Origin of the sequence: Streptomyces sp. NPDC051677 (assembly GCF_044453465.1) — a bacterium.
Lineage (GTDB): Bacteria > Actinomycetota > Actinomycetes > Streptomycetales > Streptomycetaceae > Streptomyces.
This window is the reverse complement of sequence record NZ_JBITCT010000006.1, coordinates 166,668-179,316: the sequence shown is the minus strand read 5'-3', so window position 1 is coordinate 179,316 and position 12,649 is coordinate 166,668. Positions and strand designations below refer to the sequence as shown.

Here is a 12,649-nt window from a genome sequence, read left to right as displayed (position 1 = left end):
CGAATTCCTCTCCGGCGCCTGCGAGGTGAGCTGTCGGGTGCGGACTGGAGATGTCCGGCCGCGCCGAGGCACGGCTTTACCCCAAGCCTGTTCCGGGACCGGAACAGGCGGTTCTGCCTGTGGGTCCCCCGCTCCTGCCGGGTACGGGTGAGTGTGCGGACACCGGACGGCGGCAGGATTAGGCGTCCGTCCGGATTGGTGTGGAACGTAAGCGACCAAGACGCACAGGGACAAGCAGAGGTTGCACGGACAACGCAATTCTCTTGATCCGCTGTGCGAATTCCCAGTCACGCTCCGTCAATCAAAAGGACCGCTTTTCGCCGAACCCCCTGGAAAGGCATGCGAATTACGTGAGCATGACGCACGACGTACGGTCACGAATATGACGCTGCTCACGTGAGACTTCCCCAGGTTCCCTTATTCCGCAGCGAGTTGGAATTAAGGCTCCAATTCGGACAGACTCCTCAAATGCGACGCAGTCGGATAACCGTCGCATCGAGGTCGCCTCGCAGCCCAATCCGCAGCCCGTGGTGCAGCAGCACGGCCCCTCGGTGCACTTCGCCCGTTTCACGGCATTCGTACGATGCTGTCGGGTCGAGTCCCCGCAGCCGCAGCGCCGGAACGGGCTCGCCGAACCGCTGCGCCTGGAGCCAGGCGAGGACGACCGCCTCGTCGCCGCGCACGTACTGGACGGCGCTCAGGCCGCCGGCCGGGGGCCGCAGCCGGTAGAGGTCGCCGTGCTGCACGAGGGGCCGGATCTCCTTGTAGAGCTCCACCCACTCCCGGGCCTCGGCGAGCTCCTCCTCGCTCCACTCCGAGAGGTCCCCGCCGACGCCGAGCACTCCGGCCATGGCGCTGACGAACCGGAAGCGCAGCGAGCTGACCCGGCCGTTGAGCTGGGCGTTCGGGCTGTCCGTGACCCAGGCGGCCATGACCCTGGCGGGGTGGATCTGACTGAAGCCGTGCTGGATGTCGAGCCGGTCCAGGGGGTCGGTGTTGTCGGAGGTCCACACCTGGTCGGTGCGGCTCATGATCCCGAGGTCGATGCGTCCGCCGCCGCCCGAGCAGGACTCGAAGGCGACGCCCGGGTGGGCGGCCCGCAGCCGGTCCAGCAGGGCGTAGAGGGCCCGCACATGGTCCACCCAGAGGCGCTGCGGGTAGGGATCGTCCGGCCAGCCGGCGTCGGTGAAGCAGCGGTTGAAGTCCCACTTCACGTAGTCGACGGGGGCGCTGGACAGGAGCGCGTCGAGCTGCTCCCAGAGGTACTCCTGGACGTCCTCGCGCGCGAGGTTCAGCACGAGCTGGTTGCGGAACTCCGTCCGCTTTCGTCCCGGTTGGAACTGCACCCAGTCGGGGTGCGCCCGGTACAGCTCGCTGTCGGGGTTGACCATCTCGGGCTCGACCCAGATGCCGAACTGCATGCCGAGGGCGTGCACGTAGTCGGCGAGCGGCTTCAGGCCGTTCGGGAAGCGGTCGGGGTTGGGCCGCCAGTCGCCGAGTCCGGCGTGGTCGCCGGTGCGCGCCCCGAACCAGCCGTCGTCCACGACGAACAGCTCGACGCCGATCGCCGCGGCGCGCCGGGCGAGGGTCGCCTGCTGCTCCTCGGAGATGTCGAAGTAGGTGGCCTCCCAGGAGTTGAACAGCACCGGCCGGTCCTGTCCGGCGTCCGGGATCACGTGCGCCCGCTGGTAGGCGTGCCAGGTGCGGCTCGCGCCGCCGAACCCGGCGTCGCTCCACAGACCGGCGAAGACGGGCGTGGTGAAGGACTCCCCCGTCGCGAGGCGCAGCAGGCCCGAGTCGTCGTAGCCGGCGCCGCCGGTGATCTGCACGCGTGCGTCGGGGAGTTGGGCGACGGCGATCCGCCAGGAGCCCGACCAGCCGAGGGCGCAGCCGTAGACCTCGCCGCGTTCCTCGGTCGCGTCGGTGTCCAGGGCCACCCAGGGCAGGTGCTGGTGTCCCGTGTGGCCGCGGCGGCTGCCGATGACCTTCTCGCCGTAGGCGAGGGGGGAGACGGTGAGCCGGGACTCCGCGGCCCAGCGGCCGTGCAGCTGCGACAGCCGCCAGCCCTCGCGCTCGGGCAGGGTCCAGGCAGCGGAGTCGGCGCGCAGCAGCTCCAGCGGCTGCTCGCCCTCGTTGCGCAGGGTCGTCCAGCGTTCGACGACGTCCCCGCGCATCCGGTAGTGCAGGGTGACGGCGAGCCCGCCGTCCCCAAAGCGCAGCCGCAGCCCGTCGTCGTCGGCCTCATACGCCTCGAAGGTCCACTCGGTGCCGCGCCGCTCGTCGGTGCGCACGGACAGGGCGGGCCGGACGAAACGGGGGCCGCCCTCGACCGGGTACTCCTCGCGGCCGTCGAGCGGGGACTCGAAGGACGCCCCGCGCTCCGACGGCGGCAGCGCGGCGAGCGCCTCGGCGTCCGCGAGCGCGATGCCCGGGCCCCAGTGCAGGTGGACCAGCTCGTCGGCCTCGGTGAGGTGGAGGGCGTAGCTGCTCGTGGGCCCCGAAAGGAGCCAGGTACGGCCGTTGTCGGCGATCTCGGGCATCAAACCCCCACTAATTCGAACAGGTGCGATCAAGCACCAACATCATCGAATGCGGTCGGCCCGCCCGGCAACTCCGCACGGGCCACCCTGTGGACAACTCTTCACCTGGGCGGACGTCCGGTTCGCCGGCCTGTGGACAACCCGTTGCCCGGGGAATCCATGTCGTATGGTCGAGAAGGTGTCCCGTCGGCCACCCCGAGCCGCGCCGACGGTGACCGACAGGGAGGGAGCCCCAGTGACGCAGCAGATCCCGTCGACCGAGCCCGAGCTGGCCGGCGTGCGCAACTTCCGGGACGTGGGCGGCCTGCCGACCGTCGACGGCCGGCGGGTGCGCCACGGCATGCTGTTCCGCAGCGGCCACCTCGCGCACGCGACCGACGAGGACGCGGCGTTCCTCTCCGACCTGGGCCTGCACACGGTCTTCGACTTCCGCAACGCGGCGGACCAGAAGCTGGAGGGTCCGGACGTCGAGCTGCCGGGCGTGCGCAACGTGAACCTGCCGCTGTCGGACCCGGCGGACGGCTCCGAGTTCTGGAAGATGGTGCGCGACGGCCACATCGACCAGCTGCGCGAGATACTCGGCGACGGCAAGGCCGCGGGCCGGATGATCGCCTCCTACCGCACGATCGTCAGGGAGCGGACGGCGGAGCACTCACAGGTGCTGCACTCGCTCGCCGAGGACAGCGTCCCGGCCCTGATGCACTGTGCGGCGGGCAAGGACCGCGCGGGTCTGTCCATCGCGGTGACGCTGCTCGCCCTGGGCGTGGAGCGCGAGGCGATCCTCGCCGACTATCTGGAGTCCAACGCCAAGCACCGCCGCTACAAGGTGCGTCGCAGCGCCACCTCCGCCGAGGCCTACTCCCCCGAGGTCATGGAGCTGCTCAGCCCCCTGTTCGACGCCCGCGCGGAGTACCTCACGGCGGCGTTCGAGACCATCGAGGAGACCTGGGGCAGCGTCGACGCCTACCTGGAGCAGGGCCTCGGCCTCTCCCCCGAGACCCGCGAGCGGCTGCGCGAGCGACTCCTCGACTGACGGCCGCTCTACTGGCTGGCCCCCACCTCGAACAGCAGCCAGAGGAACCCGGCGAAGAGGTGCCCCACGGCGATGTAGATGATCAGCCGGATCCACAGGGTGCGGGGGAACTTCTCCTCGAAGTCGCTCATGACGTCTCTCCGGTCTCGGAAGGGGTCGGCCCCAGGCACAGCGTGGCCGTGGGGCTCTGCAGCAGGGTGTGGACGAAGAGGAGCTCGACCCCGTCGACGTCCTGCGCGGCGATGCGGTGCGGGGTCAGCGAGTCGAAGTGCGCGCTGTCACCGGGCCCCAGCAGGTCCGTGGTGTCCCCGAGCCGCAGCCGCAGCCGTCCCCGCAGGACGTGCAGCCACTCCTCCCCGGGGTGCACCCGCACGATGTCGCCCTGTGAGCCGTACGGGACGTGGACGCGCAGGGCCTGCATCCCGCGCCCGGAGGCGCCGGCCTGCCAGTACGTCCAGCCGCCCGCACGGGTGGGCTCCATGTCGGCGGCGCGCACGACGGCGTCCCGGTCGGCGACCGTCTCGCCGAGCAGCTCCGAGACCGTCGTACTGTAGATGCGGGCGAGCGCCAGCAGCATCGGCAGCGAGGGCTGGCGCTGACCGGTCTCCAGGCGGGAGAGGTGCCCCGGCGACAGCCCGGCGGCCCGCGCCGCGGCCTCCAGGGTGAGGGCGGTCCGGCGGCGCAGGGCGCGCAGCTGGGGGGCGACGACGGGAAGAGCCTCGGCGTGGTCCGCCGAGGGCTCGGACTCGGGCGAGCTCATGCCTCCATTTCACGCCCGCTTTGCCTCCAGGGCAAATTTCTTGCCCCAGAGGCAAAACCGCTCCGAGCGGCTCAGCGGTTGGCCACCGCCTGCTTCACGAGGGTCTTGCTGAAGTCCCACATCAGACCGCCGCCGCTGTGCGCGTCGTCCATCACGGCGGTGAAGGCGTCGACGAACCGGTCCACCTCCCGCTCGCCGACGACCAACGGCGGGATCAGCTTGATCACCTCCAGATGGTCGCCGGAGACCTGGGTGAGGATCCGGTGCCGCTGCAACAGCGGCACGACCACCATCTGCGCGAACAGTCCCTTACGGGCCGCCTGGAGCATGGTCCAGCGGCTGCGCAGCTTCAGCGACCTGGGCTTCCCGAACTCGATGCCGATCATCAGGCCCCGCCCTCGGACGTCGGCCAGCAGCTCGTACTTGTCGACCAGGGCGGCGAGCCGGGACTTCAGACGATCGCCCGTCGCGCGGGCGTTCGCGACGATCTGCTCGTTCTCCATGACGGACAGCACCGCGAGCCCGGCCGCCATGGCCTGCGCGTTGGAGCCGAAGCTCGCCGAGTGCACCAGCACCCGGTCCATCGACGAGTAGACCTTCTTGAAGATCCAGTCCTTGCCGAGGGTGGCGCCGACCGGCACATACCCGCCGGACAGCGCCTTGGCCACGCACACCAGGTCCGGCTCGACGCCCTCCTCGTGCTGGTAGGCGTAGAAGTCGCCGGTCCGGCCGAGGCCCGTCTGCACCTCGTCGGCGATGAGCAGCGCTTTGTGCTTGTGCAGCAGTTCCTGGGCGGCGCGGAGATAGCCGGGCGGCGCCTCGTGCACCCCCTTGCCCTGGATCGGCTCGACGATCAGGGCGGCGACGTCGCCCTTCATCAACTCCCGTGCCAGCGCGTCGAGATCGCCGAGCGGGACGGCCGTGTCGGGCAGCAGGGGCGCGAACCCGTCCCGGAAGCCGTCCTCGCCGTTCACCGACAGCGAGCCCGTGGTGAGCCCGTGGAAGGCGTGGTCGCAGTACAGGACCCTCGGTCTGCCGGTCGCGTACCGGGCGAACTTCAGCGCCGTCTCCACCGCCTCGGTGCCGCTGTTGCCGAAGAACGCCCGGTCCAGGTGCGGGCTGTGTGCGAGCAGCTTCTCGGCCAGCAGTCCGGGCAGCGGCTGGCAGTCGAAGCGGGTGAGGTCGGCGAGCTGGGCGTCCAGGACGTCGTGCAGCGCCTTGCGGACGACGGGGTGGTGACGGCCCAGGCCCATCACGCCGAACCCGGCGAGCATGTCCAGGTAGTCGTCGCCGTCCGCGTCCCAGAAGTACGCGCCCTCACCTCGCTCGTAGACCTTGTCGAAGCCGATGGTGTGCAGCATGCGCGGCAGTTGGTGGTTGAGATACCTGCCGTGCAGCTCGTATCGCTCGGCTCCGCGCTCGGCCAGGAGGGCGCCGAGGTCGAACTCGGTGGTCATTCGGCTTTCTCCTTGACTGCGCCGGCGAGCGGACCGTCGGCGGACCTGACGTCCCGGACGGCCAGGCTCGCGCTGATCCGGCCGGCGACCTCGACGGGCGTGAGACCGATGTCGGCGAGCACCTCACCTCGCTTGGCGTGCGCGAGGAACTGCTCCGGGATCCCGAACCGCCGTACGGGCACGTCGACTTCGGCGTCTCCCAGGGCCAGCGCCACGGCCGAACCGACGCCGGCGGCACGGCTGTTGTCCTCGACCACGGCCACCAAGCGGTGCTCGGCGGCGAGGCCGGGCAGCGCCGGGTCGACGGGTTTGACCCACCGCGGGTCGACGACGGTGCTGTTGACGCCCCGGGCCGCCAACAGCTCGGCGGCCTGCAGACACACCGGCGCCATGACGCCGACGGCCACCAGGAGCACCTCCGCCCGCTCGCCCCGGTGCAGTACGTCCATGCCGCCCACCCGGCCGACCGCGGGGATCTCCGGCCCGACCGACTCCTTCGGGAAGCGCACCAGCGTCGGCGCGTCGTCCACGGCGACCGCCTCCCGCAACTGCGCGCGCAGTTGCTCGGCGTCGCGCGGGGCCGCGATGCGCAGTCCCGGGACGACCTGGAGCACGGACATGTCCCACATGCCGTTGTGGGAGGCGCCGTCGACGCCGGTGACCCCGGCCCGGTCCAGCACGAACGTCACCCCGCAGCGGTGCAGCGCCACGTCCATCAGCAGCTGGTCGAAGGCACGGTTGAGGAACGTGGCGTAGACGGCGACGACCGGGTGCAGGCCCCCGGTCGCCAGGCCGGCCGCGCTCACTGCCGCGTGCTGCTCGGCTATGCCGACGTCCCACACCCGCTCCGGGAAGCGTTCGGCGAACTTGCCGAGCCCCACCGGGTGCAGCATGGCCGCGGTGATCGCCACGACGTCGTCCCGTTCCTCGCCGATCGCCAGGATCTCGTCGCCGAACACGGACGTCCAGGACGGTCCGCTGGAGGGGCTGAGCGGTGCGCAGGTCAGCGGGTCCATCACGCCGACGGTGTGGAAGTGGTCCTCCTCGTGCGCCAGCGCGGGCTCGTAGCCCCGCCCCTTCTCGGTGAGGCAGTGCACCAGCACCGGCCCGTGGAAGCGCTTGGCCCGGCGCAGGGCGGACTCGACGGCCTTGATGTCGTGCCCGTCGATCGGGCCGACGTACTTCAGGCCGAGGTCCTCGAACATGCCCTGGGGCGCGAACGCGTCCTTGAAGCCCTTCTTCGCGCCGTGCAGCGACTCGTAGACCGTGTGACCGACCACCGGGGTGCGCAGCAGGACGTCCTTCCCCCAGGCCAGCACCTTCTCGTAGCCGTCGGTCGTGCGCAGGGTCGCCAGGTGGTTGGCGAGCCCGCCGATGGTCGGCGCGTAGGAGCGCTCGTTGTCGTTGACGACGATGATCAGCGGCCGGTCCTTGGCGGCGGCGATGTTGTTCAGCGCCTCCCAGGCCATGCCGCCGGTGAGCGCGCCGTCGCCGATGACCGCGACGACATGTCCCTTCTCGCCCTGCACCTGACGGGCCTTGGCCAGTCCGTCGGCCCAGCCGAGCGCGGTCGAGGCGTGCGAGTTCTCGATGACGTCGTGCTCGGACTCCTCACGGGAGGGATAGCCGGACAGGCCGCCCTTGCCGCGCAGCTTGGAGAAGTCCTGACGTCCCGTCAGCAGCTTGTGCACATAGCTCTGGTGGCCGGTGTCCCACAGGATGCGGTCCACCGGCGACTCGAAGACCCGGTGCAGGGCGATGCTCAGCTCCACCACGCCCAGGTTGGGCCCGAGGTGTCCGCCGGTCCTGGCGACCGCGTGCACCAGGAATTCCCTTATCTCTTCGGACAGTTCACCGAGTTCCGCCTCGGACAGCGCCTTCAGGTCGCGTGGTTGCCGGATGTTCTCCAGGATCGTCACGTCGGGCCCCCTTCGGTCCGTGCTGTTCAACTCACGGTGACGGCCGGCTCCCCCGACACGCCGTCCTCTTCCATCTGCTCGGCGATCTTCATGGCCTCTTCGATGAGCGTCTCGACGATCTTGGACTCGGGGACGGTCTTGATGACCCGCCCCTTCACGAAGATCTGGCCCTTGCCGTTGCCGGAGGCGACGCCGAGGTCGGCCTCGCGGGCCTCACCGGGGCCGTTCACCACGCAGCCCATGACGGCGACGCGCAGCGGGACCTCCATGCCCGTCAGGCCCGCGGTGACCTCCTCGGCCAGCTTGTACACGTCGACCTGGGCGCGGCCGCAGGACGGGCAGGAGACGATCTCCAGCCGCCGCTGCCTGAGGTTCAGGGACGCCAGGATCTGGATGCCGACCTTGACCTCCTCGACCGGCGGCGCGCTCAGCGACACCCGGATGGTGTCGCCGATGCCCTGCGACAGCAGCGCGCCGAAGGCCACCGCCGACTTGATCGTGCCCTGGAACGCCGGGCCCGCCTCCGTGACGCCGAGGTGCAGCGGGTAGTCGCACTGGGCGGCGAGCTGCCGGTAGGCCTCGACCATCACGACCGGGTCGTTGTGCTTGACCGAGATCTTGATGTCGCGGAAGTCGTGCTCCTCGAAGAGGGACGCCTCCCAGAGCGCCGACTCGGCCAGCGCCTCCGGGGTCGCCTTGCCGTACTTCTGGAGCAGCCGTCGGTCCAGCGAGCCGGCGTTGACCCCGATGCGGATCGGCGTGCCGTGGTCCTTCGCGGCCCGCGCGATCTCCTTCACCTTGTCGTCGAACTGCTTGATGTTGCCGGGATTGACGCGGACCGCCGCGCAACCCGCCTCGATCGCCGCGAACACGTACTTCGGCTGGAAGTGGATGTCCGCGATCACCGGGATCTGCGACTTGCGGGCGATCGTCGCGAGCGCGTCCGCGTCGTCCTGCGTGGGGCAGGCGACGCGGACGATCTGACAGCCGGACGCGGTGAGTTCCGCGATCTGCTGGAGGGTGGCGCCGATGTCCGACGTACGCGTCGTCGTCATCGACTGCACCGACACCGGGGCCCCGCCCCCGACCGACACCGGACCGACCTCGATCCGCCGCGACTCACGTCGTGGCGCAAGGGGCCGGACCGGCATCTCGGGGACGCCCAGGGAGACAGCGGTCACGGCCGTCACTCCCGGTTTCCGTTGACGGTGTCGCGCATGGCACGCAGGGACTCCTTGAGGGAGCCCATGGTGGCGAGGACGGCGGTGGGCTCGTAGCCGCAGTGCGCCATGCAGTTGGCGCAGCGCGGGTCCCGGCCACGGCCGTATTTGTCCCAGTCGGTGTCCTCGATGAGTTCGCGGTACGTCGGCACGTACCCGTCGCTCATCAGGTAGCAGGGCCGCTGCCAGCCGAAGAGCGAGTAGTTCGGGATCGCCCACGCGGTGCACGGGAAGTCGACCTTGCCCTCCAGGAAGTCCAGGAAGAGCGGCGAGTGGTTGAGCCGCCACCTGCGCCGGTTGCCGCCCGCGAAGGCCTTCTTGAACAGCTCGCGGGTCTGCTCCACGCCCAGGAAGTGCTCCTGGTCGGGCGCCTTCTCGTAGGCGTAGGCGGGCGAGATCATCATCTCGTCGACCTTGAGGTCGTCGTTGAGGAAGTTGAGCACCTCGATGATGGTCTGCGGGGTGTCGGTGTTGAAGAAGGTGGAGTTGGTGGTGACCCGGAAGCCGCGCCGCTTGGCCTCCTTGATGGCCGCCACGGCCTCGTCGAACACACCCTCCTTCGCCACGGACTCGTCGTGCCGCTCGCGCAGCCCGTCGATGTGCACGGCGAAGGCGAAGTAGGGGGAGGGCGTGAACTTGTCCATCTTCTTGCGCAGCAGCATGGCGTTGGTGCAGAGGAAGACGTACTTCCTCTTGGCCACCAACTGCCGCACGATCTCGTCGATCTGAGGGTGCATCAGGGGCTCGCCGCCCGCGATGGACACCATCGGCGCGCCGGACTCCAGCACCGCGCCCACGGCCTGGGCGACCGGCATGCGCTGCTTGAGCACTCCCGCCGGATGCTGGATCTTGCCGCAGCCCTCGCACTTGAGGTTGCAGGCGAAGAGGGGCTCCAGCTCGACGATGAGCGGGAACTTGTCCCGCTTACGGAGCTTCTGTTCGGCCAGGTATGTAGCGACCTTGATGGACTGGCGCAGCGGCATGGCCATGTGGCTCACCTCCGGGGGAGCAGAACATTACGGTGCCATTCGAAAAAAGCAGGCAGGACGGAGCGAAGAACACGGAAAGCCGATATTCCACCGCGCACCGTGCCGATCCGGACGAGTTCATGTTCTGGAGCGTCCACGACCACTCGGACGGCCGCAACCGGGCGCAGATCCGGGCGCACGGCGCTCAGGAGCGTCGCCGCCGACTCCATGTCGACCGCGATTGCGCCGGTGGCGAGCAGGTCGCCCCGTTCGTGACCGCGCACGACGTGGTCGGAGCCGATGACAGGGCCGGTGTGGACGGTGCGCCCCGGCACGGTGCGCACGAGCTCCTTGACGAGCAGTTCGGTGCCGACGCAGGGGACACTGCCGCGGGGGTCGCGGGTCTCCTCTGCGACGACCAGGTCACCGGGGTGCATCCCGGGGGCGAGCCCGGCGCAGAAGCCCGTGGCGAGCACCGCCGCCCCGTGGAGCACCGGGTCGGCCAGGACCCGGGTGACGGAACGCTCCGCCGCCTTCGGCCCCATGCCCGTCCGCAGGACGGTGACCGGCCCGTCGGCCCCGCTGCGGTCGCCCATGCGCAGCGCGAGGTGCTCGATGCCGAGCGCGCAGGCGATCAGCAGCGGGGCGGGGACGGGCTGTGCGCTCATTCAGCTCCCTTCGGCCCCGGCGGCGGCCGACTGGGCGCCGGGCTTCTTGCTGAACGGCTCGCCGTGGACGTACCGACCGAGTGCGGTCAGCGGGAAGACCTGCCGGTAGAGGTGGTAGTTGATGGAGAAGTCCCACGGGAAGCCGGTGCCGGTGAAGTACGGCTCGTCCCAGGAACCGTCCTCCCGCTGGGTCTGCGCCAGCCAGGCGATGCCCCGCTCGACGCTCTTGGCGTCCTTCTCCCCCGCGGCCAGCAGGGCCATCAGCGCCCACGCCGTCTGGGAGGCCGTCGAGGCGCCCCGGGCGCTGAAGCGGGTGGGGTCCTGGTAGGAGCGCAGGTCCTCGCCCCAGCCGCCGTCGTCGTTCTGCACCCGCTCCAGCCAGGCCACCGCCCGCCGGATCGCGAGGTGCCGGGCGGGCAGGCCCGCCGCGGTGAGGGCGGGCACCACGGACCCCGTCCCGTAGACGTAGTTGACGCCCCAGCGCCCGAACCACGAACCGTCCGGCTCCTGTTCGGCCAGCAGCCACTCGATGCCGCGCCGGGTGCGCGGATCGTGCGAGAGCCCCTCCACCGCCAGCATCTCGACGACGTGCGCGGTGACGTCCGCGGACGGCGGGTCGATGACCTCGCCGAAGTCGCAGAACGGCAGCCGGTTGGGGAACGGGCTGGTGTTGTCGACGTCGAAGGCGCCCCAGGCCCCGTTCCGCGACTGCATCCCGAGGTTCCAGCGCACCCCACGCGCGATGGCCCGGTCCATCCGCTGCGGGTCGTGGTGCTTGACCCGGCGCAGCGCGAGGACCACCTCGGCGGTGTCGTCGATGTCGGGGTAGTTGTCGTTGTGGAACTCGAATGCCCAGCCGCCCGGCGGCAGTTGGGGTCGCCGTACCGACCAGTCGCCGGGGCGCACCACCTGCTCGCCGAGCATCCAGTCGGCGGCCTTGACCAGTTGCGGATGGTCGGCGGGGAGGCCCGCGTCGGCGAGCGCGATGGTCGCCAGGCAGGTGTCCCACACCGGTGACTGGCAGGCCTCGATCATCCGGGCGCCGTCCTCGCGCCACACCGCGTACCGGTCGAGGGACTTCAACCCGGCCCGCATCACCGGGTGTTCGAGGTCGTAGCCGAGCAGGTGCAGGGCGATGATCGAGTAGACGGCGGGCGGCTGGATCCCGCCCCAGCAGCCGTCGTTCTCCTGGCGTTCGATGATCCAGCGGGCGGCGGAGTTCAGGGCGGACTTGCGCAGCCTGCGGACCGCGACCGACCGGTAGCCGCGCACCACCTTGTCGAGCCGCTGGAAGAGCCCGTCCCAACTGTTCACCGGAGCAAGGGGTTTGGGCGGGTTGGGGTTCGCCGGGTCGGTGTGCAGCTCGTCGAGCGGGAACGGCGCCGGGCGCACCGGGCGCTTCGCCGACACGACGGTGAGCGGCACGATCGTCTGCCGGGCCCAGCAGCCGAAGTTGTAGATGCTGAGCGGGAACCACTTGGGGAAGTACAGGAGCTCCGGCGGGAGTTCGGGCAGGTCCTCCCACTTCCACCAGCCGAACAGGGCCAGCCAGATCCGGGTGAAGACGCGGGCGGCGGCGATGCCGCCCTGGTCGCGGATCCACGCGGAGGCGTTCGCCATGTGGGGCGCCTCGGGGGCGTCGCCGGCCAGGCGGAGGGCGACGTACGCCTCGACGGTGGCGGAGAGGTCGGGCGGGCCGCCGTAGAAGGTGGCCCAGGTGCCGTCCGCGCGCTGCTCGCCGCGGACGAAGAGGGCGGCGGCCTGCGTGGTGGCCTCGTCGCGGATGCCCAGGAACTGACGGAGCAGCAGGTCCTCGGCGTCCATGGTGACGTTCGTCTCGAGGTCGCCCTTCCACCAGCCCTCGGCGTCCTGCCGGGCGAGCAGGAAGTCGGTGGCGCGCTGCATCGCGCGTGCGGCGGCTTCTTGTACCCCGGCCGCCACGGGGATGGTGATGTGGGTTTCGCTGGCCGCGGCAGCGCGGGGCGGGAGAGCCCCGGTGCTTCCGTCGGTCGTCGCTGTCATGGCTTCCCCTTCGTGCAGTGTGCATGTCGTTGCGTCTGCTGTGGGTCCGCCGTCGGCCGGTG

Annotated in this window: 10 protein-coding genes and 1 riboswitch; of the genes, 1 reads left to right on the top strand and 9 read right to left on the bottom strand. The window is 70.4% G+C overall.

The features are described 5' to 3' along the window. Nucleotides 1-2: 2 nt before the first annotated feature. A riboswitch (cyclic di-AMP (ydaO/yuaA leader) is annotated at nucleotides 3-160 on the bottom strand. A gap of 304 nt (nucleotides 161-464) precedes the next feature. After that, nucleotides 465-2,540 (bottom strand): alpha-galactosidase, encoded by a 2,076-nt coding sequence (locus ACIBAF_RS09360; RefSeq protein WP_399462540.1) that lies wholly within the window; start codon nucleotides 2,538-2,540, stop codon nucleotides 465-467. A gap of 235 nt (nucleotides 2,541-2,775) precedes the next feature. Here ACIBAF_RS09360 and ACIBAF_RS09355 point away from each other — a divergent pair, with 235 nt between their 5' ends. After that, a complete protein-coding gene (locus ACIBAF_RS09355) occupies nucleotides 2,776-3,573 on the top strand; it encodes a tyrosine-protein phosphatase (protein WP_399462539.1) in 798 nt (265 codons plus the stop codon). Between the two features lie 8 nt (nucleotides 3,574-3,581). Here the strand turns inward: ACIBAF_RS09355 and ACIBAF_RS09350 are convergent, their stop codons facing one another. The 8 genes from ACIBAF_RS09350 to shc form a co-directional block, all read right to left on the bottom strand. After that, on the bottom strand, nucleotides 3,582-3,704 hold the full coding sequence (locus ACIBAF_RS09350) for a DUF6126 family protein (protein ID WP_079658247.1): 123 nt from the start codon (nucleotides 3,702-3,704) through the stop codon (nucleotides 3,582-3,584). Continuing rightward, the gene (locus ACIBAF_RS09345; protein ID WP_399462538.1) at nucleotides 3,701-4,333 is read right to left on the bottom strand and encodes a helix-turn-helix domain-containing protein; all 633 of its coding nucleotides are present in this window, start codon (nucleotides 4,331-4,333) and stop codon (nucleotides 3,701-3,703) included. The genes ACIBAF_RS09350 and ACIBAF_RS09345 overlap by 4 nt, the downstream gene beginning before the upstream one ends. Nucleotides 4,334-4,404: 71 nt before the next feature. Then, on the bottom strand, nucleotides 4,405-5,790 hold the full coding sequence (locus ACIBAF_RS09340; protein ID WP_399462537.1) for an aspartate aminotransferase family protein: 1,386 nt from the start codon (nucleotides 5,788-5,790) through the stop codon (nucleotides 4,405-4,407). Then, nucleotides 5,787-7,709, bottom strand: a complete 1,923-nt coding sequence (dxs, locus tag ACIBAF_RS09335) for a 1-deoxy-D-xylulose-5-phosphate synthase (protein ID WP_399462536.1) — start codon at nucleotides 7,707-7,709, stop codon at nucleotides 5,787-5,789. The genes ACIBAF_RS09340 and dxs overlap by 4 nt, the downstream gene beginning before the upstream one ends. A 26-nt stretch (nucleotides 7,710-7,735) precedes the next feature. Beyond that, nucleotides 7,736-8,890, bottom strand: a complete 1,155-nt coding sequence (ispG, locus tag ACIBAF_RS09330; RefSeq protein ID WP_399462535.1) for a flavodoxin-dependent (E)-4-hydroxy-3-methylbut-2-enyl-diphosphate synthase — start codon at nucleotides 8,888-8,890, stop codon at nucleotides 7,736-7,738. A gap of 5 nt (nucleotides 8,891-8,895) precedes the next feature. Continuing rightward, complete coding sequence (gene hpnH / locus ACIBAF_RS09325; protein ID WP_399462534.1) at nucleotides 8,896-9,918, bottom strand: adenosyl-hopene transferase HpnH; 1,023 nt, start codon at nucleotides 9,916-9,918, stop codon at nucleotides 8,896-8,898. A 5-nt stretch (nucleotides 9,919-9,923) separates the two neighbouring features. Next, nucleotides 9,924-10,565, bottom strand: a complete 642-nt coding sequence (locus ACIBAF_RS09320; RefSeq protein ID WP_399462533.1) for a 1-hydroxy-2-methyl-2-butenyl 4-diphosphate reductase — start codon at nucleotides 10,563-10,565, stop codon at nucleotides 9,924-9,926. Continuing rightward, nucleotides 10,566-12,587 (bottom strand): squalene--hopene cyclase, encoded by a 2,022-nt coding sequence (shc, locus tag ACIBAF_RS09315; protein WP_399462532.1) that lies wholly within the window; start codon nucleotides 12,585-12,587, stop codon nucleotides 10,566-10,568. Nucleotides 12,588-12,649 lie beyond the last annotated feature (62 nt).